Genomic DNA, 19,190 nt, shown 5'->3' with positions numbered 1-19,190 from the left:
CGCCCGCGCGGCGTGCCGGCGGCGGGTGCTTGGATGTGCTCCATGGACAGCGACCCCGATTCGATCGGCGACGAGCGCGTGCCGGTCGCTCAGGTGCTCAGCGGCCTCGAGGTGCACCCGCTCGCGCAGGGCGAGACGGCCATCGAGGCGTTCGTGCTGATCAAGGTCCTCGACGCGGACGGGCGGCCCGCGTGGTCGTACCGCACCACCAACCGGCTGAACCGCGAGGAGTTGCTCGGTGCGCTGATGGTGCAGGTCGACGTGCTGCGCAAGGAACTGCGCGACGAGTGGGACGACGGCTGACTCCGCGTCGTCCCACTCGTCGCGCGCTGCGGCCTACCGGGTGCGGATCCGGTGCACGCCGCCCAGCTGGGTGCCGGCGTAGAGCCAGCGCCCGTCCGGGCTGATCTCCAGCGACACCACGGCGAGGTTCTGCAGGCCCTGGGACACGTTCACCCAGGTCTGCCCGCCGTCGCTGCTGCGCAGGACGCCGCGGCCGCCCTTGATCAGGCCGTTCGCGGAGAACGACGTGGTCGCGGCGTACCAGGTGTCCGGATCGGCCGGCGACACGATCAGGTCGGCGACCGACATCGGCACCCCGCCGGTGTCGGCGGTGCGGAACGTCTCGCCGCCGTCGTCGCTGACCTGGATGGCGGCGCCGCCGGCGACGACCCGCTCACCGTCCACCGCGACGGAGGTCACCTGGCCGTCGGCGACCTTGCGCACCGTCCGCCCGAAGTCGTCGGAGCGGTACAGGCCGGACGCGCTGCCCAGCCAGAGCCCGTCCGGGTCGTCCGGGTCCATGGCGACGGTGGTGAACATCTCGCTGTGGAACTGCTTGCGCCAGCTCTGGCCGTCGTCGTCGGTGACGTACACGCCGACGCCGCCGAGGCTCCAGAACGGGATCACGACGCGGCCGCTGTCGGCCGGCGAGACGGCGAGGTCGAACGGGACCTCGTTGGTGCTGGTGAGGTGCTCCCACTCCTGGCCGCCGTCGGTGCTGCGGTAGACCCAGAACTGCGACAGCGCGTCCTTGCGGACCTTCCACACCGTCTCCGGGTCCTGCGGGTCGGCGGCGAGCTGCCCCACCCGGGTGCCGATGTAGGCCTCGTACCCCGACAGCCCCCACTCGGTGCCGCCGGCCGGCAGCTTCGGCCGGTTCGGCAGGCCGGTGGAGTACACGTCGTAATCGGTGCCGGCCAGCAGGGTGTCGCCGCCGACGATCTCCAGGTCGTACGGCGTCGCCGCCTGAACACCGAGGCGCTCCGGGTTCTCGCCGTCCTCGTCGACGGCGAACAGGCCCGCGCCCGGCGACGACCACAGCAGGCCGTCGCCCCACGGCACGACGTCGTCCTCGACGGCGCCGGCCACCGGCTGCGGCAGCTCGGCCCAGGTCTGCCCGCCGTCGCGGCTGACGTGCTGCACCGGGCGGTACGTGGTGACCATCAGCACGTCGTCGCTGAGGACGATGTCGAGCGCGCCGCCGTCCGGGATCGGGTAGTTGACGTCCCAGTTGCCGCCGCCGTCGTGCGAGCCGACGACGACGTCGTCGACCAGCAGCGCAAGCAGGTCGTCGTCGGCGGCGATGCCCTCGACGAAGCCCTCCTTCGCCGTGTAGATCTGCTCGGTGCCGGTCGGGTCGCCGGCGATCAGCCCGCGGACCGCCCAGACGCCGTCGAGGTCGGCCACGAACAGGTCGTCGCCGGAGACGGCGGCGCCGGTCAGCTCGCTGCCGGCGAGGTTGGGGTGGCTGACCCAGGTGTCGCCGCGGTCGCGGCTGACCAGCAGGGCGTCGGCGGTGACGGCCACCAGGACCTGCGTCTGCGGGTCACTGACCAGCGCGATCGTGGAGACGTCCGGGACGTCGAGCTGCCGCCACGTCTCGCCGCCGTCCTCGGTGCGCAGGATGCGGCCCCGGTAGGCGGGGTCGGTGGTGGTGTTGAGGAACCCGCCGGTCGACCCGTTGACCGCGTACCACATGACGTCCGGGTCGTCGGCGGCCACGACGAGGTTGCCGTTGCCGGTGCCGCCGGCGACGGGCAGCCGGTTGTGCTGGCGCCAGGACTCGCCGCCGTCGTCGGTGGTCCACGGCCCGGCCTTCAGGTACTGGGTGATGGCGGCGACGTCCGGGTCGGCCGGGGTTGTCGCGATGGGGCCGGCGCCGGAGTTCGGGCCGATCGGCTGCCAGGAGGCCGGGCTGTTCGAGTTGCCGACCGGCGCGACCACCTCGAACGTCGCCGAGCCGATCAGGCCGACGCCGTCCTGTGTGGTGGCCGAGACGTCGACGGCGTAGGCGCCGACGTCCGGGCCGGTGAGGGCGGCGCGGTACCAGCTGCCGTGGTCGAGCTCGGCCTGGACGGTGACCGGGCGGCCGCGCGGCGGCGTCACCGTCACCGTCGGCGGCTCGCCGAGCGGGCCGGGCGTCCAGATGAACGCCTCCGAGGCGCCGTCGCTCGGGTCGGGCGACGTCTGCACGACGAGGCCGCGCGCGGCCAGCAGATACGGCACCCGGACCTCCTCGTCGCCTGCGGTGGCGACGATCCAGCCGGAGAGGTCGGCGTCCTGCTCGGGCCGGTCCGCGGACACCGTGACCTCGACCGCGAGCTCACCCCCGGCGGGGATGGTCGCCTCGGCCGGCGTGACGGTGGCCGTGCCGGCGCTGCCGGGGGCGGACCGCGCCGTCAGCGCGACCGTGACGTCGGCGTCCGACGTGTTGCGCAGGGTGGTCGTGCCGCTGCCGCCGATGACCGGGGTGGTGAGGTCGGCCAGGCCGAGCGACACCGAGGCGGGCGACGCGATCAGGTCCGCGGCCGCCGCGGCGGCGACGTCGAGCCGTCCCGCGCCGGAGATGGTGGGGCCGGCTTCGACCGGCGCCGCCGACCCGGTGAGCCGGGAGTTCACGTCACCGACGGCGTCGTCGGGGTGCAGCTGGCGCACCAGCGCCGCGGCGCCGGCGACGTGCGGGGCGGCCATGCTGGTGCCGGAGAGCCGGTACTGGCCGGGCGCCCACCACTGCGTGGGGATCGCCGACATGATCTCGAAGCCGGGCGCCACGAGGTCGGGCTCGATCGAGTAGTCCGGCGACGGGCCGCGCGAGCTGAACCCGAGCACCTGGTCGGTGACGTCCTCGCCGGAGATCTCGACCTGCACCGGCCCGGCCCCGAGGTCGCGCTTCAGCACGTCCCACTGCGACTCGAGCAGGCTCATGACGACCAGCCGGTCCAGCCGGAAGTCGTCGCCGGAGATCGCCTGGCTCGGCAGCGGCACGTCGACGACGCCGGGCTCGGCGCCGCCGTCGAGCGCGGACGGCGCGCCGGGGTCCTCGCCCATCAGCACCGGGCCGCCGTAGTTGTCGATGTAGGCGAGCAGCGCGACGGCGCCGCGCTCCTCCGCCAGCCGGGCCTGCTCGATCATCCACGGCGCGACGTCGGTGATCTGAGCCGGCAGGTTCTGCCGGTAGGCGACCACCTTGCCGGTGACGTCACCGACGCGGTCGTAGTCCTCCTCGTAGCCGTCGCCGACGTCGACCAGCTCGGCGACCACGGGCGTCTCCGGCGCCGGCGCGGAGAACGGCACCCGGAACGTGGCGATCGGCTCCTGGCGGGGTGCGGCCAGCCGGGCCGTCGGCAGCACCAGCGCGCTGGCCGACGCGCCGACCGACAGCACGCCGTCGGCCAGCGCCGGGCTGCCCATGGTGTGCGCACCGGGGCCGGAGTTGCCCGACGACGCGACCACGACGACGCCGGCCTCGGTGGCGGCGGTGGACGCGAGACCGATCGGGTCGGTGCCGTCGCCCGGGCCGCCGAGGCTCATGTTCACCACGTCGGCCCGGTACGGGTTGGCCGGGTCGACGGCCGCCTCGAGGCCGGCGATGATGTCGGACTCCCAGCCCTCGCCGCGCGCGTTCATCACCTTGTAGGCGGTCAGCTGCGCGCCGGGTGCGACGCCGGTGACCGCGGCGGCGGGGTCGCCGGTGCCGGCGATGATGCCGGCGACGTGGGTGCCGTGGCCGTTGTCGTCCATCGGGTCGTCGTCGCCGTTGACGAAGTCGTGGCCCGCGACGACCTTGTGGTCGGGGCCGAACCCGCCGCCCAGCGACGGGTGGGTGTAGTCGACGCCGGAGTCGAGCACGGCGACGACGGTGCCGGTGCCGTCGGCGGGCCCGCCGGCCGGCGCCTCCTGCTCCCACACCTCGGGTGCTCCGACGAGCGGCACGCTGACGTCGGTGCTGGCCCGCACCCGCTGGTCCGGTACGACGTCGGCGACGCCGGGCAGCTGCCGCAGCGCGTCGACATCGTCGGCGGGGACGGTGAGCGCGACGGCGTGCACCAGGCCGGTGAACTCGTGCTCGACATCGGCGTCGATGCCCTGGTCCGCGGCGGCCGACAGCATGGTGCGCTGGGCGGCGACGGCGGCGCGCTCGGTCTGTGCGCTCGCGGCCGCGAGTTCGGCGGGCGCGACGGGTTCGCCGTCGGGGCCGGCCATGAGGACGATGACGCGGGTGTCCTGGCCGGCCGCCGGGTCGGTCTCGGCGGCCGCGCCGGTGGCGAACGGGGTCAGGCCGGCCGCCGCGAGTGCGACGGCCAGAGCGGCGCCGGATCCGGCGCGGAGTCGTCGAGCAATCATCATGCTCCCGAGGTCAGACCGCGGGCGGGGTTTCCGCGGGTTTGCGACATTCGTAGTGGTTGTGACTCCGTGTATCAATGGCTGTAGCTGGCCGCTTGCGGCCGGTGGCACAAAGCGGCCACATTGGGGCGATGACGACCGACGACGACTCCTCGCTCGCGCCCGTGGGCCTCGCCCCGTTCGACGAAGAGGTCTACCGCGCCCTTCTGACCTGCGTCGAGGCCACGCCGGCGGCGCTGGCGCAGCAGCTCGGGCAGCCCGAGGGGCGGGTCGACCGCGCGTGCGGGCGGTTGCGCGCGCTCGGTCTGGTCATCCGGATGTCCGGGCGGCGTCGCCGCTACACCGCCGTCGATCCCGAATCCGCGCTCGACGCGCTGGTCCGCGAGCGCGCCGGCGAGCTCGACCAGGTGCGCGGCTCCGCCCTCGCGCTGTCGTCGATCTTCCACGCCGCCCGCCGTGAGGCCGGCGGCGGCAGCACCGTCGAACTGCTCAACGGGCCCGAGGAGCAGGGCCGCTGGTTCGTCCGGCTGCAGCACCAGGTGCGCTCGGAGATGATGGTGCTGGACCGCCCGCCGTACGTGCTGGCCGCCGTCAACCCGGTCGAGCCGGTGCGCCTCGACAGCGGCGTGCACTGGCGGGCCATCTACGCGCCCGAGGCGCTCGAGGTCCCCGGCGCCATGGACGAGATCGACGACCTCACCCGCCGCGGCGAGCAGGGCCGCGTCCTGCCGGGGCTGCCGATGAAGCTGGCCATCGCCGACCGCCGGGTCGCACTGCTGCCGCTGTCGATGGAGGTGGGCCACGCGCAGGGGCTGGTGATCCGCGAGTCGACGCTGCTCGACGCGCTGGTGGAACTGTTCGAGGTGTACTGGGCGCGGGCGACGCCGCTGCCGTCGTCGCCCGCGGCGTTCGACCCGGACGCGCCTGACGAGGACCGCCAGCTGGTGCGGCTGCTGGCGGCGGGGCTGACGGACAACGCGATCGCACGGCAGCTCGGGCTGTCGACGCGGACGATGCGACGGCGCACCCGGCGGCTGTTCGACCAGCTGCAGGCGACGAACCGGTTCCAGGCCGGGATCCAGGCGGCGCGGCGCGGGTGGTGGTGAACCGGCCGCGGCAGGTGGAAGTGGCCTGCTCGGCGCCGAACCGGCCGCGGCGGGCCGGGACGCGTGCCAGGATGATGCGCCGTGCCACGGATACCAGCTGCCGCCGCCGCCGTCCTGCTCCTGCTGACCGGCTGCGGCGGGGACGACGACCCGGCCGGCGACGCGCCCACGGCGACCGGCCCCGCGACCGGCGAGCCGTCCGCGGTCCCGTCCGAGCCGTCCGCGGCGCCGTCCGAGCCGTCGGCGTCGCCGTCACCGGGCGGTGACGACACCGGGCTGGCCGCGCTGGACCCGTGCGCGATGGCCGACGCCGCCGCGCTGGCGTCGCTCGGGCTGACCGGCGGCGAGGCGAAGGAGCTCGGCGAGGCGCGGGTGTGCCGGTACCGGCTCGAGGGCGCGACGCTGGACGAGAGCTTCACCGTGTCGATCGAGCTGTTCGACGGCCTCGGCGCCGCGGACATCGTCGCGACGGACGTCCAGCCGCTGCCGCCGGTCGGGACGCACGAGGCCGTGACGTTCACCGGGACCACCGGCGGCTGCGTCGTCAGCCTCGCCGTCACCGAGACGTCCCGCCTCGACTCCACCGCCGTCGGCGGCGACCCGGCGCTGGCCTGCGATCACGCCGCCGCCCTGGCCGCGCTCGCCGAGCCGGCGCTGCCCTGACGAGCGGTTACTCGGGCGTCGCGTCCCGCTCGCGTCGCCGGGCGAGGCTGTCGCGCTGCCCGGTGTGCACGTCGACCACCCACTCCCAGCCGGGCTCGGCCGACGGGCCGATGCGCGGATCGCCGGGTTCGCGGCCGTCGCGCAGGGCGTGCACGTAGGCGCGGTCGAGGTCGATGCGCGCGCGGAGCTGATCGGCCCCGCCGACGGACCCGTGGCCCGGCACGACGACCTCGACGTCGCCCGCCACGTCGTCGAACAGCCGCAGCGCGGCGAGGTAGTCCTCGATCGGGTCCGTGGCGGCGCCGACGTCGAGCATCGGGACCAGGACGTCAGAGAGCATGTCGCCGGCGACGAGCACACCGGGCTCCTCGACCAGCAGCGCGGCGTGGCCCGGTGCGTGCCCTCGATGCTCGATGATCCGGACTGCGGGGCCGTCCCAGGGCACCCGCTCGGTTCCTTCGGGCAGGCCGGCGATGCGGCCGAAGAGGTCCAGCGGCACGTCGCCGGCGATCTCGGGCGGCAGCCCTTCGGCGGCGCGGGCCCGCCAGTCCGCGTCCGACAGCACGTCTCGCATGAAGGCCGCGCAGCGGGCCGTGCCGTAGCGGGGCACGTCGCCCAGATCGGCGTGCCAGAGCACGTGGTCCCAGTCGGGATGGGTCGCGAAACCCGCCACCACCGACTGGCCCGCCCCGGACAGGTCGGTCGCGAGGCAGGTCAGCTCGCCGGTCGTGAGGCCGGGATCGACGACCAGGACGCCGTCGCGCCCCTGCACGACGACCGCGTTGTTCTCGAGCAACGCGCTCTGGTGGACCTGCACACCCTCCGCGACCTGCGCCAGCATGATCCCGCCCCTCCCGTGTGGTTGCCGGGAGCGTAGTACCCCGTGGCGTGGCGGGCACCGGCTAGCGGACTCCCGTGGGCCGGAACTGGACGCTGATGCGCGGTCCGACCGGCTTCGCCGTCTTCGGTACAGCGTGCTCCCACGTCCGCTGGCAGGACCCGCCCATGACCAGGAGGTCGCCGTGGCCGACGGCGAAGCGGAGGGTGGCGCTGCCGCCGCCGCGCTGGCGCAGCAGCAGGGCACGCGGCGCGCCGAGCGAGACGATGGCGACCATGGTGTCCTCGGTGCGGCTGCGCCCGATGGTGTCGCCGTGCCAGGCGACGCTGTCGCGGCCGTCGCGGTAGAAGCACATGCCGGCGGTGGTGAACGGCTCGCCCAGCTCGGCGGCGTAGTGCCGGCTCAGCGCCTCGCGCGCCTCGGTGAGCAGGGGGTCGGGCAGCGGCTCGCCGTCGCCGTAGAAGCGCACCAGCCGCGGGACGTCGACCACCCGCTCGTACATGGTGCGCCGCTCGGCCCGCCACGGCACCGCCTCGACCAGCCCGGTGAACAGCTGGTCGGACCCGGCGACCCACCCCCGCCGGACGTCGACCCAGGCGCCCTGGGTGAGCACGGTGCGCTCGACGGCGCCGCCGAGCGCACCGAGCGTGGCACCGCCGGCCGTGTCGAGCAGGGAGGCTTGGAAGGCAACGGTCATGCCGCCAGGCTACCCCGATTCGAACGGACGTTCTACCTCGATGTGGTCGTCGACAACGGTGATCCCCGCGTCAAGTGTGCTTGACACGCTAGCAGCGAGTCAAGCACACTTGACTCAGGGAATGGAAGGGAGGCGGCCGTGCGAGCACTCAACGAGACCGCAAGCTATCGAGAGTCGAACCGGGCGACCGCTCAGCTCGTGCTCTGGACACTCGCCTGGGCGGCGACCCTGGCCGCGGCCAGATTCGGCCCCGAGGTCGCGTGGGACGACCAGACGGCGGCGAGCTGGGCCGCGGTCGCGGTCAACGTTCTCGTCGGCATCATCTGGATCGTCGCCTTCGCGCGCTTCCTCAGAGCACTCGACGACCTGCAGCGCAAGATCATGCAGGATGCGCTGGCGGTCACCCTCGGCGTGGGCTGGGTCGCCGGCTTCGCCTACGCCGCCGCCGACGCCGCCGGCCTCGTCACCCGCGACCTCGACCTGGCGCTCTTCCCCGCGATGCTGGGAGTGGTCTACATGACGGCCTTCGTCGCCGGCCAGTTCAGGTACCGATGAAGAACCGCATTGCAGAGCTCCGGGCCGAACGCGCCTGGACGCAAGCCGACCTGGCGCAACGCGTCGGCGTGTCACGGCAGTCGATCAACGCGATCGAGACCGGGAAGTTCGACCCCAGCCTGCCCGTGGCGTTCCGTCTCGCCAGGCTGTTCGACCTGCCGATCGAGGGCATCTTCACCGACGAGCAGTGACCCGACCGCCTCGACCGGCACAGGGCCGCGTCAAGGAGTGTCCGGTTCCAGCCGGTCGCGGCGACGGGTCAGGGCGGCGGCCTCGGCGGTGTTGCCGGCCAGCGCGATCGCCTCGTCGTACGCCGCCCGCGCTTCTGCGTCGCGGCCGAGTCGGCGCAGCAGTTCGGCCCGGGTGGCGTGGAAGGCGTGGTAGCCGGCGAGGTCGTCCCCCAAGCGGTCGACGCTGGCCAGGGCGACGGCGGGGCCGTCGAGCTCACCCACGACGACGGCCCGGTTGAGGGCGACGACCGGCGACGGGTCGAGGGTGGCGAGCTGGTCGTAGAGGGCGAGGATCTGCGACCAGTCGGTGTCGCCGAGGTCGCGGGCGGAAGTGTGCACGGCGTTGATCGCGGCGAGCAGCTGGTAGCGCCCCGGCGCCACCCCGGAGGCCAGCCGCTCGCGCACCAGCCGGTGGCCCTCGGCGACCAGCGCCTCGTCCCACGTGCCGCGGTCCTGCTCGTCGAGCGCGACCAGCTCGCCGGCCGAGGACACCCGGGCCGGGCGGCGGGCCTCGGTGAGCAGCATCAGCGCCAGCAGGCCGGCCACCTCGCCGTCGTCGGGCAGCAGGGCGCGGATGAGGCGGGTGAGCCGGATCGCCTCGGCGGTGAGGTCGGCACGGACGGGGTCGGTGTCCGGGCCGGTGGCGAGGTAGCCCTCGTTGTAGACGAGGTAGAGGACGGCGAGCACGCCGGAGACGCGGGCCGGGAGGTCCGCCGCGCCCGGCACGCGGTACGGGATGCGGGCCGCCTTGATCTTGGCCTTCGCGCGGCTGATGCGCTGCCCCATGGTGGTCTCCTGCACCAGGAAGGCGCGGGCGATCTCGGGCACCGTCAGGCCGCCGACCATGCGCAGCGTCAGGGCCACCCGGGTCGGCATCGCCAGCGCCGGGTGGCAGCAGGTGAAGATCAGCCGCAGCCGGTCGTCGTCGATGGGACCGAGCGGCACAGGTGGGTCGTCGCCGAACACGAGCCGTGCCTCCCTCTGCTTGTCGTCGCGCTTGGACTCGCGCCGGAGCCGGTCGATCGCGCGGCGGTTGGCGGTGGTGGTCAGCCACGCGCCGGGGTTGGGCGGGACGCCGTCGGACGGCCATCGCTCGACGGCGGCCGCGAACGCCTCGGCGGCGGCCTCCTCGGCGACGTCGAGGTCGCCGAAGCGCTTGGTCACGGAGGCGACCACGCGCGCCCACTCGTCCTGGTGCGCCCGGGTGATCGCCGCGCTGACGTCGGCGGCGGTCACAGCAGCGGACGCACCTCGACCGGGCGGTTGCAGGCCTTCGATCCCTCGGCGGCGAGCCGGAGTGCGACGTCGAGGTCGGGCGCCGCCATGATCCAGAAGCCGGCGAAGTACTCCTTCGTCTCCAGGAACGGGCCGTCGGTGATCAGCGCCTCGCCACTCCGGTTGTCGATGACGGTGGACGCCTCGGGCGCCGCGAGGCCGGCGGCGAACACCCAGTTGCCGTCGGCCTGGAGCCGCTCGTTGAACGCGCGGATGGCCGTCATCTCGTCGTCCGTGGCCGAGCCGGTGCGGTTGTCGATCACGGAAACCATGTACTTCATCTCGGCATCATCTCCTGTGTCACGCCGTGGCGTACCGCGGACGTCCGGCCGGTCGGTAGACCTGGAGCGCGAAGCCCTTCGGGAAGGCGCGCGACTCGAGGAGCTCGAGCGCGAGGTCCGGGCCGTCGTCCGGGAACAGCCTGGTGCCCCGGCCGACGACCACCGGCGCGACGAGCAGCGTCAGCTCGTCGACGAGGTCGTTCGCGAGCAGTGCGCGGACCAGCCGGCCACTGCCGTGCACCTGCAGCTCGCCACCCGGGGCGCCCTTCAGCTCGCGGATGGCGTCCACGCCGCCGACGACGGTGGCGGGCGCCCAGCCCGGGTCGGTGAGCGTCGTCGAGGCGACGTACTTGGGCCGGGCGTTGAACGCGCGCCCGATGCGGGTGTCCGCCATCGCGTCGATCGCGCCCCACGTGCCGGCGAAGAACTCGTAGGTGCGGCGGCCGAACAGGAACGCGGCGGCCCGCTCGCACAACTCGTCGACGTAGCCGAGCGCCTCGTCGTCGAACAGCGGCAGCGCCCAGCCGCCGCGGTCGAACCCGGGGTCGAGGTCGGGGTGCGACCCGCCGTTGGCCTGCATGACGCCGTCGACGGAGACCTGCATGACGGTGGTCAGCTTCATGATCGTGCCCCGTCAGCTCGCGGCGTATTGCGGGCGTCCGGCCGGCCGGTACACGTGCGCCGTGATGCCGTTGGCGAAGGCCCGCGCGCCGGCCAGCTCGAGCGCCGCGTCGGGGCCGTCGTCCGGGAACAGCCGCCGGCCCTGGCCGACGACGACCGGATAGGTCAGCAGCGTCAGCTCGTCGACGAGGTCGTTCGCGAGCAGCCAGCGGGCCAGCTCGCCGCTGCCGTGCACCTGCAGCTCACCGCCCGGCCGGGCCTTCAGCTCCCGGATCGTCGCGACGTCGCCGGCCACGACGGTGGTCTCCGCCCACGCCGGGCCGGTGAGCGTGGCCGAGGCGACATACTTGGGCCGCGTGTTCAGCGCCGTCCAGATGAGGCTGTCGCCGGGGTCGGCCCACGTCCCCCACGAGGCGGCGAAGATCTCGTACGTCCGGCGGCCGAACAGGAACGCGTCGGCGCGCCCGTAGATCTCGCTGAGGTACGTCTCGCCTTCGCCGTCGAACAGCGGCAGCGCCCAGCCGCCGCGCTCGAACCCGCCGCGGCGGTCCTCGTCCGGCCCGCCGAGCCCCTGCATCACGCCGTCGACGGAGACGTTGGTGGTGACGGTCAGTCGCATGATCGCGGTTCCTCTCCTCGGTGCCGTCCCGGTGGGCGGCCTCTCACCCCTGCTACGAACGCGACCGCCCCGTTTCGACACCGTTCCCGAAATCTACTCACCCGGTGACGGAGCACACGTGCGCGACGGGTTCCGATTACGAGACTCCCAGGTCTAGTATCTATTTCCAGAACTCATCAGTCTCGTAATCATCCCGGAGTGGCCATGTCCCTCGCACCGCCCGACACCGAGTACGCCACCTCCACCCGGCACCGGCGCCGCTGGGCGACGCTCGGGGTGTTGTCGCTGAGCCTGGTGCTCATCGGCATGGACACCACCGTGCTGAACACGGCGATCCCGACCATGCAGCGCGACCTCGGCGCCACCGCCAGCGAGCTGCAGTGGATCATCGACGCCTACACCCTGGCGTTCGCCGGGCTGCTGCTGACGGCCGGCGCGTGGGGCGACAAGTACGGGCGCAAGCTCGCCCTCGCCGCGGGCCTGGTGGTGTTCGCCGCCGCGAGCGTCTGGGGCGCCATGTCGAGCGACCCCACCACCGTCATCGCCGCGCGGACGGTGATGGGGCTGGGCGGCGCGCTGATCATGCCGAGCACGCTGTCGATCCTCATCGACGTGTTCCGCGACCCGAAGGAGCGCAAGCGGGCCATCGGCGTGTGGGCGGCGATGGCCGGCATCGGCATCGCGGGCGGCCCGGCCGTCGGCGGCTGGCTGCTCGAGCACTTCTGGTGGGGCTCGGCGCTGATGATCAACGTCCCGATCGCGGGCGCCGCGCTGCTGCTCGGGTTCTGGCTGGTGCCCGAGTCGCGGGACCGGACGGCGCCGCGGCTGGACCTCGTCGGCGCGGCGCTGTCGTGCGCCGGGCTGGTCGCGCTGGTCTGGGCGCTGATCGAGGCGCCCGAACGCGGCTGGACGGACGGCGTCACGCTCGGGTCGGTCGCGGCGTCGCTGGCGATCCTGGCCGGCTTCGTGCTCTGGGAGCGCCGCCACCCGCACCCGATGCTGCCGGTCGAGTTCTTCCTGAACCGCCGCTTCAGCGTCCCGGCCATCTCGATCACGCTGGTGTTCTTCGCGATGATGGGCGCCGCGTTCTTCCTGTCCGTGTACCTGCAGACGGTGCTCGGCTACACGCCGCTGGAGGCGGGGCTGCGCATCCTGCCGCTGGCGATCGGCCTGGTCCTCGGCGGCCCGGCGGCCATGGCGGTCGCGCAGCGGGTCGGCGAGAAGTGGCCGACGGTGTTCGGGCTGGCGCTGCTGGCGGTGTCGTTCTGGATCTTCACCGGGACGACGGTCGAGAGCGGCTACGCGCCGCGCGGCCTCACCGCGACGATCGTCATGGGGTTCGGCATGGCGTTCGCGATGGGCCCGGCGACGGAGTCGGTGATGGGCGCGGTGCCGCGGGCCAAGGCCGGCGTCGGCTCGGCGGTCAACGACACCGTCCGGCAGGTCGGCGGCGCGCTGGGCGTCGCGGTGCTGATCTCGGTGCTGAACTCGGTCTACTCTGCGCAGGTGGACGACGCCGCCGCTCAGCTGCCCGCCGAGGCCGCGCACGCCGCCGAGGACAGCATCCAGGGCGCGTACGCCGCCGCCGGCGAGCTGCCCGCCGAGCCCGCCGCCGCCCTCGTCCACGCCGCCGACGCCGCGTTCGTCGACGCCATGACCACGACGACCGCCGTCGCCGGGATCGTCGTCCTGGTCGGCGCGCTGGTCGCGCTGCTGTGGCTGCCCAGCCACGCCCGCGATGAGCAACCCGGCTGAGCCCCGGCGCGGCCGGCCGCGCGACCCGGAGGCGGACCGCCGCATCCGGGAGGCCGCGGCCGGCCTGCTGCTCGAGCGCGGCGTCGACGGCATGACGGTCGACGCGGTGGCCGAGCGGGCCGGGGTCGGCAAGGCGACGCTGTACCGCCGCTGGGCCAGCAAGGACGACCTGGCACTGGCCGCCGCCGAGACGCTGTTCGAGCTGGAGGTGCGGGTCCCCGACACCGGCTCGCTGCACGGCGACCTCGCCGAGATCTACACCGACATCCTGACCCTGGCCGGCAGCGACGACGGCCTGGCGTTCTTCCGGCTGGCCGTGAAGGAGGCCGCCCGCGACCCCCGGGTCGCCGAGCTGTACCGCGCCTCGCTGGCCACCCGGCTGGCCGGGTCCAGCGCCGTCTTCGACCGCGCGATCGCCCGCGGCGAGCTCCCCCCGGACGTCGACCGCCAACTGGTGTTCGACTGGTTCACCGGGATGATCGTGCTGCGCATCCTCACCGGTGTCGCGCTCCCCCGGCCGGAGGACGCCGAGGCGCTCGCCCGCACGACGATCTACGGCTTCGGCGCCCGCAGCTGAGCCGCGGCCGCCGCGACGACGGCGTCGGTCAGCTCGTCCAGCAGCGGCGACGCCAGCTTCCAGCGCTGCCAGTACAGCGGCACGTCGAGGTGGCGGCCCGGAGCGATCTCGACCAGCCGGCCGTCGTCGAGGGCGGCGCGGGCCATCGACTCGGGCAGCATCGCCCACGCCAGCCCCAGGATCGTCGCGTCGGCGAACCCCACCGACGACGGCAGCACGGTGACCGGCGGGTCGACCCGGCGGCCGGCGAGCTCGCGGGCGAACCGCGACTGCAGCGCGTCCTTGCGGTTGAAGACCAGCGTGGTGGCCGCGCCGAGCGCCGCCGCCGTCGGGCCGTCCGGGAACCATCGGCCGGCGAACGCCGGGGTGGAGACGCCGAGGTAGCGCATGCGGCCGAGCGGGCGCACGCCGCAGCCCTGCACGGCGTGCGCGTCGGCGGTGACGGCGGCCATGACGGCGCCCTCGCGCAGCAGCGTCGCCGAGTGGTCCTGGTCCTCCTGGTGCAGCTCGAACCGGGCGCCGCGCTCGTCCGCCAGCCCCGTCAGCGCCGGCAGGAACCACGTCGCCAACGAGTCCGCGTTGACGGCGACCGCCAGCCGCACCTCGACGTCGCCGGAGGCCAGGCCGGACAGCGCCTCGCTCTCCAGCAGCCGCACCTGGCGCGCGTACCGGGCCAGCCACTGCCCGGCCTCCGTGGCGCCGGCCGGACGGGTGCGGCTGACCAGGACGCGGCCCAGCCGCGACTCCAGCGCCTTGACCCGCTGGCTCACCGCGGACGGCGTGACGTGCAGCCGGCGGGCGGCGGCCTCGAAGCTGCCCTCCTCGACGACGGCGGCGAACGCGCTGAGCTGGGCGAGGTCGATGCGCATCATGAAGCCATGCTAAGGAAGGCGTAGAAACTTTAGCTGGTCTACGGCTCACCCCGACCCTAGCGTCGAGGACGTGTCCAGTGCCGTCGTCGGGTTCGCCACCTCCCTCTCGCTGATCGTCGCGATCGGCGCCCAGAACGCGTTCGTCCTGCGCCAGGGGCTCGCGCGCCGCCACGTCGTCCCTGTCGTCGCGGTGTGCGCGGTGGCCGACGCCGTGCTGATCGGCGCCGGGATCGCCGGACTCGGCGCGGCGCTGACGACGCACCCGTGGGCGCTGGACGTGGCGCGCTACGGCGGGGCGGCGTTCGTGCTCGGGTACGGCGCGCTGGCGGCGCGGCGGGCGCTGCGGCCGTCGTCGCTGGTCGCCGGGGCGGGCGCGGCCGCGACCGCGCGGGCGGCGGTGCTCGCCTGCCTCGGCTTCACCTTCCTCAACCCGCACGTGTACCTCGACACCGTCGTGCTGCTCGGCGCGCTGGCCAACCAGCACGGCGACGACGGCCGCTGGCTGTACGGCGCGGGCGCGATGGCGGCGTCGCTGAGCTGGTTCACCGCGCTCGGGTTCGGCGCACGCTCGCTCAGCGCGGTGTTCGAGCGGCCGGGCGCCTGGCGGGTGCTGGACGGGCTGATCGCCGTCGTCATGCTCGCGATCGGCGCCCGCCTCCTAGGGGGTACCTGACGGATCTTCGGCGGCGCGGATCGACGCCCAGGAACCGACCAGCTGCGTTGTGTCATCACCCGACGGCGCAGCGCATCGAGCTACTTCGACGCCTTGCTGGACCGGCCCCTGGACGCCGCCCGCATCCACCACTATCCGTCACGCACCCCCTGCTGGGCTGAGCAGCGCCTCGATCGTCTCGGACGGGTCGACTCCCAGCTCGTCGGCCAGCAGCCGCCGGTACTCGCCGAGCTGGTGCGAGGCGACCGAGCGGTTGCCCTCGGCCAGGTGGGCGCGGATCAACGCGCACCACGCCGACTCCCGCAGCGGCTCGGCCGCGATCGCCCGGTACGCCACGTCGATGGCCGCGCCGAACCGGCCGGCCGCGGTGAGGCGGCGGCTGAGCGCCTCGAGGGCGTGGATGCGCAGCTGACGGTGCCGCTCGCGCTCGAGCTGCAGCCAGTCCTCGTCCCAGCCGGGGAGGATGTCGTCGGTGAGCAGGTCGGCCGAGTCGGGCAGCCGGTCGCGGCCGGACGGGTCGAGCAGGCCGCGCGCGAGCCCCGCGCTCTCGGCGAGGTCGACCCGCACCGATGGCCGCAGCTGGAGCTCGTCGCGACCGCTGCGGACCAGGCCGGCCGGGAGCTGGCCGATCCGCCACAGCGCCGTGCGCAGCCGTGCCCGCGCCTGCGCCTGCGGCACCCAGCCCCACAGCTGCCCCGTCACCGCGTCGCGGCGCTGGGCGCCGCCGTTGACGGCGAGGTAGGCCAGCAGCCGCCGCGGACCGGCGGGCAGCGCCACCGGGACACCGGCGACGAGCACCTCGAAGGCCCCGATGACGTGCAGGTCAGCCATCTGGTTCACCGCGGCCATCAGCGACACCCCCCATGGGCCGGATCCACGCGATGGCTCGTGGATCCGGCCTAGTCAATGTTGTACTCCCATGATCGCGACTCGCCTAGGCCTACTCGAGGAAGTCCTCCGCGTAGCAGCTGTAGATGCTCGCCTGATTCTTCAACCGCTCGATGATCCAGGCGTTGAACTGCTTGAACGCCTTCGGCAGGGCCAGCAGCCCCAAGCCCCACTCGGCGCCGGAGGCGTAGGCGATGATCTGGCTCATCTTCACGATGCCGCCGGCGATGTCCTCGTCGAGCAGCCGCAGGTTGGTGGTGAGCCGGTCCTCGGGCACCTGCGGGCCGAACAGGTCCGGGTGCAGCAGCCGGCTCAGCACGCGGCTCCACTCCTCCGGCCTGGGCATCTGGTTGTCGCGCTTGATGAGGAACACCTGGGTGTCGGTGGCGAACCGGTCGTCCATGCCGGGCTGCTTGATCTTGGCCAGCACGCACTTCAGCCGCTTCACCGCCTCCGGCGTCAGCGTGGGCGACGACAGCAGCGGGGTCACCCGCACGATCACCTCGTCCAGCACCAGCGGGTCCGGCGGCGGTGTGTAGTCGCGGTACACGGTGACCTCGACCCGGCGGTTCAGGGTGTGCAGCCGGGTCGAGAACGGCCGGTCCTCGCCGTAGCTCTCGATGACGTACTCGATGCGCTCCACCGTGCCGACGGGCAGCCGGCCGGCCTGCTGGGCGACCAGCTCCTTGAGCCGGGCGGCGACCGCCTGGGCCCGGCGGCGGCCGAGGTCCAGGTTGTAGGCGCGGGTGCCGACGGGGTCGGTGTGGCCCTGCACGACGATCTTCGTCACGATACGCCGCGAGTACCAGCTGCGGACGATCTCGCGCGCCAGCGAGGCGATCAGCCGCTCGTGCTCCTCCGTCAGCGTGGCCTTCGCGAACGGGAAGCCGCGCAGCGACCGCTGGTCCATCGGCGCCACGACCGCACCGACGGTCCGCGGCAGCAGCGCGTACACGACCAGCTTGTAGGTGGCCGCCTGGTCGACCGTCAGCTGCGTGGAGAGCCCGGCCGCCGCGGCCAGCGAGCCGGGGGCGAGCTCCAGCGCCTCCTCCAGCCAGCGGTTCAGCGTCCACGGCCCGACCGAGACCGCGTCGAACGGCGGCACCTTCGACGGGTGCGCCTTCTGGCAGAAGCGGTGGAACGCCCGGAGCTTGTCCTGCTCGACGACGTCGAACGGCACGGTCTCGACGACCAGCACGTGCACGGTGCTGCTGGGCCCGGCCTTGGGGAGGTCGGGCAGGTCGACCAGCAGGCGGTCGCCCCAGCCCGGTTCCGCGCCGACGTTCGCCCGCGCCCCGGCGATCATCCACAGGATCCGTTCGGTCCGCACCGTCACCTCGGCGCTCACCAGCGGTTTGGCCCGCAGCACGTCGGGCAGCTCGGAGAGCGCCTCCGGCGGGAACGTCCGGGTCAGCCGCGACAGGGTGGGCGCGGCCTGTTCCTCGAACGCCGGCTCGCCGCCCGGCGCCTCGTAGAGGTGTCCCCACGACTCCTGCTCCCCGGCCGGCTCGGGCGTCGCCTCGGCCGGCGCGAACGGCGACTCCAGGAGGGTGGCGGTGAGCGGTTCGCTCGTCATCACGGCCTCCGTCTCAGCCGCGGCCGTTGGTGGCGGCGACGGCGGGCGCCGGCGCCGGGGTGGGCGGCGACGGCACGGGCGGCGGCGGCGCCGGGATGCGCAGCGGCTGGGCGCTCAGGCTCCCGGCCACGCCGCCGACCGGCCGGTCCTTGACCCGGTCGCCGGTGGCGGACTGCCACAGGTCGATGATCCGGTTCATGTCCTGCAGCAACTGGGCGTTGACGCCGCCGGCCAGCGGCACGTAGAGCGTCTCCGCCTTCTCCCCGGTGTCGAACACGCCCAGCTCGATCGCCCGCAGCATCGCCGACATCAGGTCGGCGAGCTCGAACAGCTCGCGCGATCGCGCGGCCGGCTGCAGGCCGACCCGCTGGGCGATCTTCGCCAGCCGGTCCGCCGCGTTGGTCGCGTCGGCCCGCAGGTCGACCACGATCGGCGTGTCGGGGGTCTCGAGGGTCAGGTGGAACCAGCTCATCGTGGCGACGTACACGAACTCCTCGCGGGCGAGCTGCCCACCACGGCGGCGCATGGCCATCATGTCCTTCAGCGCGGTGCACAGGAACGCCACGTACTCCTTGTCGGTGGCGTTCGGCCCGCTCTCGTTGCGGGCGTTCTCGATGCCGAGCCACACCTGCCGCAGCAGCTCCGTCCACTTCTCCCGGAACCCGGTGTTGACGCCGCTGCCGGTGTCGGACTTCCAGTCCTGCTCGCCGGCCGAGCCGGGCCGCGCCCAGCGGGCCGGGATCGGGTGCGGGAGGTCCATGCCGAACATCCGCCACATGCAGTTGCGCCGGTTGACCCGGTCGTCCGGCCGCACGGCGCTGGTGACGCCGCCGATGGAGAACAGCGGCGGGTCGCGGAAGAACAGCTCCTCGGTGGCCCGCACCCAGCGCAGTCCCCCGGCAGAGAGCGTGTCCAGGGTCTCGCCGGTGACCAGGCGGCGGACCACCTCGGCCAGCACCTCGAACACCCCGGTCGACTCGACGAGGTACGCGTACGCCAGGTGGTCCCACGCCAGCCCGCTGGCCTGCAGCCGCAGCGCCTGGCCGCCGAAGACGTCGGGGTCGGCCAGCACCACGCCGGACGGCGCGACCTCGGCGCCGCCGGTCACCTGCGGCCGGGGCAGGTTCAGCGTCTCCACGACGTCGGCGGCGCCGAGGAACGGTTCGAGGGTGGTCGGGTCGCCGAACGCGGGCACCGTCCGGGCGCTGTCCCACGCCTCGTCGAGCCAGCGGCTGAGCTGGATCGGGTGGACGAGGAAGACGTCGCGGCGGTCGCGGCCGGGTGTTCCGGCGAACAGCTGGGCAAGGTTCCTGAACATGTCGTGGGCCCCCTTCGGCG

At 73.8% G+C, this 19,190-nt stretch carries 19 protein-coding genes; 8 read left to right on the top strand and 11 right to left on the bottom strand.

All coding sequences use genetic code 11. The features are described from left to right. The first annotated feature begins 42 nt into the window (after positions 1-42). The gene (locus BLU82_RS07855) at positions 43-303 is read left to right on the top strand and encodes a hypothetical protein (RefSeq protein WP_069113953.1); all 261 of its coding nucleotides are present in this window, start codon (positions 43-45) and stop codon (positions 301-303) included. Between the two features lie 33 nt (positions 304-336). Here BLU82_RS07855 and BLU82_RS35940 read toward each other — a convergent pair whose 3' ends face one another. Continuing rightward, entirely contained in the window at positions 337-4,629 is a 4,293-nt protein-coding gene (locus BLU82_RS35940) for a S8 family serine peptidase (protein WP_092618096.1), read from the bottom strand. Positions 4,630-4,757: 128 nt separating this feature from the next. Here BLU82_RS35940 and BLU82_RS07845 point away from each other — a divergent pair, with 128 nt between their 5' ends. Both BLU82_RS07845 and BLU82_RS07840 read left to right on the top strand, forming a co-directional pair. Then, entirely contained in the window at positions 4,758-5,732 is a 975-nt protein-coding gene (locus BLU82_RS07845) for a helix-turn-helix domain-containing protein (RefSeq protein WP_197682798.1), read from the top strand. Positions 5,733-5,813: 81 nt separating this feature from the next. Beyond that, positions 5,814-6,395, top strand: a complete 582-nt coding sequence (locus tag BLU82_RS07840) for a DUF3558 family protein (protein ID WP_092618092.1) — start codon at positions 5,814-5,816, stop codon at positions 6,393-6,395. 7 nt (positions 6,396-6,402) lie between these two features. Here the strand turns inward: BLU82_RS07840 and BLU82_RS07835 are convergent, their stop codons facing one another. Beyond that, complete coding sequence (locus BLU82_RS07835) at positions 6,403-7,236, bottom strand: MBL fold metallo-hydrolase (RefSeq protein ID WP_092618089.1); 834 nt, start codon at positions 7,234-7,236, stop codon at positions 6,403-6,405. A gap of 61 nt (positions 7,237-7,297) precedes the next feature. Further along, positions 7,298-7,930, bottom strand: a complete 633-nt coding sequence (locus BLU82_RS07830; RefSeq protein ID WP_092618085.1) for an alpha-ketoglutarate-dependent dioxygenase AlkB — start codon at positions 7,928-7,930, stop codon at positions 7,298-7,300. A 138-nt stretch (positions 7,931-8,068) separates the two neighbouring features. Here BLU82_RS07830 and BLU82_RS07825 point away from each other — a divergent pair, with 138 nt between their 5' ends. Both BLU82_RS07825 and BLU82_RS07820 read left to right on the top strand, forming a co-directional pair. Beyond that, complete coding sequence (locus BLU82_RS07825) at positions 8,069-8,485, top strand: hypothetical protein (protein WP_157740702.1); 417 nt, start codon at positions 8,069-8,071, stop codon at positions 8,483-8,485. Further along, a complete protein-coding gene (locus BLU82_RS07820) occupies positions 8,482-8,676 on the top strand; it encodes a helix-turn-helix transcriptional regulator (RefSeq protein ID WP_092618077.1) in 195 nt (64 codons plus the stop codon). The genes BLU82_RS07825 and BLU82_RS07820 overlap by 4 nt, the downstream gene beginning before the upstream one ends. 30 nt (positions 8,677-8,706) lie before the next feature. On the opposite strand, the gene BLU82_RS07815 is transcribed toward BLU82_RS07820, so the two are convergent. The 4 genes from BLU82_RS07815 to BLU82_RS07800 are packed head-to-tail and all read right to left on the bottom strand — an operon-like array spanning position 8,707 to position 11,511. Further along, a complete protein-coding gene (locus tag BLU82_RS07815) occupies positions 8,707-9,951 on the bottom strand; it encodes an RNA polymerase sigma factor (protein ID WP_092618075.1) in 1,245 nt (414 codons plus the stop codon). Then, complete coding sequence (locus BLU82_RS07810; protein WP_092618073.1) at positions 9,948-10,271, bottom strand: YciI family protein; 324 nt, start codon at positions 10,269-10,271, stop codon at positions 9,948-9,950. Before BLU82_RS07810 ends, BLU82_RS07815 begins: the two co-directional genes overlap by 4 nt. Positions 10,272-10,290: 19 nt before the next feature. Continuing rightward, positions 10,291-10,893, bottom strand: a complete 603-nt coding sequence (locus BLU82_RS07805; protein WP_092618070.1) for a dihydrofolate reductase family protein — start codon at positions 10,891-10,893, stop codon at positions 10,291-10,293. A 12-nt stretch (positions 10,894-10,905) separates the two neighbouring features. Further along, complete coding sequence (locus BLU82_RS07800) at positions 10,906-11,511, bottom strand: dihydrofolate reductase family protein (RefSeq protein ID WP_092618066.1); 606 nt, start codon at positions 11,509-11,511, stop codon at positions 10,906-10,908. Between the two features lie 204 nt (positions 11,512-11,715). On the opposite strand from BLU82_RS07800, the gene BLU82_RS07795 reads away from it, so the two are divergent. Together BLU82_RS07795 and BLU82_RS07790 are read left to right on the top strand one after the other, a co-directional pair. Continuing rightward, the gene (locus BLU82_RS07795) at positions 11,716-13,266 is read left to right on the top strand and encodes an MFS transporter (protein ID WP_092618063.1); all 1,551 of its coding nucleotides are present in this window, start codon (positions 11,716-11,718) and stop codon (positions 13,264-13,266) included. Further along, on the top strand, positions 13,250-13,843 hold the full coding sequence (locus BLU82_RS07790; protein ID WP_092618048.1) for a TetR/AcrR family transcriptional regulator: 594 nt from the start codon (positions 13,250-13,252) through the stop codon (positions 13,841-13,843). The genes BLU82_RS07795 and BLU82_RS07790 overlap by 17 nt, the downstream gene beginning before the upstream one ends. Here BLU82_RS07790 and BLU82_RS07785 read toward each other — a convergent pair. Next, the gene (locus tag BLU82_RS07785) at positions 13,819-14,715 is read right to left on the bottom strand and encodes a LysR family transcriptional regulator ArgP (RefSeq protein ID WP_231947733.1); all 897 of its coding nucleotides are present in this window, start codon (positions 14,713-14,715) and stop codon (positions 13,819-13,821) included. The genes BLU82_RS07790 and BLU82_RS07785 overlap by 25 nt on opposite strands. Before the next feature lie 70 nt (positions 14,716-14,785). Between BLU82_RS07785 and BLU82_RS07780 the strand changes: the two genes are divergently transcribed. Next, complete coding sequence (locus BLU82_RS07780; protein ID WP_092618044.1) at positions 14,786-15,388, top strand: LysE/ArgO family amino acid transporter; 603 nt, start codon at positions 14,786-14,788, stop codon at positions 15,386-15,388. Positions 15,389-15,526: 138 nt separating this feature from the next. Here the strand turns inward: BLU82_RS07780 and BLU82_RS07775 are convergent, their stop codons facing one another. The 3 genes from BLU82_RS07775 to BLU82_RS07765 all read right to left on the bottom strand — a co-directional run bounded on the left by BLU82_RS07775 (position 15,527) and on the right by BLU82_RS07765 (position 19,170). Further along, the gene (locus tag BLU82_RS07775) at positions 15,527-16,219 is read right to left on the bottom strand and encodes a BTAD domain-containing putative transcriptional regulator (protein ID WP_157740700.1); all 693 of its coding nucleotides are present in this window, start codon (positions 16,217-16,219) and stop codon (positions 15,527-15,529) included. A 109-nt stretch (positions 16,220-16,328) separates the two neighbouring features. Continuing rightward, positions 16,329-17,852 (bottom strand): OmpA family protein, encoded by a 1,524-nt coding sequence (locus BLU82_RS07770; protein ID WP_092618037.1) that lies wholly within the window; start codon positions 17,850-17,852, stop codon positions 16,329-16,331. A 13-nt stretch (positions 17,853-17,865) separates the two neighbouring features. Continuing rightward, positions 17,866-19,170, bottom strand: a complete 1,305-nt coding sequence (locus BLU82_RS07765; RefSeq protein ID WP_092618033.1) for a hypothetical protein — start codon at positions 19,168-19,170, stop codon at positions 17,866-17,868. Positions 19,171-19,190 lie beyond the last annotated feature (20 nt).

Origin of the sequence: Jiangella sp. DSM 45060, assembly GCF_900105175.1 — a bacterium.
Taxonomy (GTDB): domain Bacteria; phylum Actinomycetota; class Actinomycetes; order Jiangellales; family Jiangellaceae; genus Jiangella.
The sequence above is the reverse complement of the archived record's forward strand: the minus strand, read 5'-3'. Positions and strand labels throughout refer to the sequence as shown.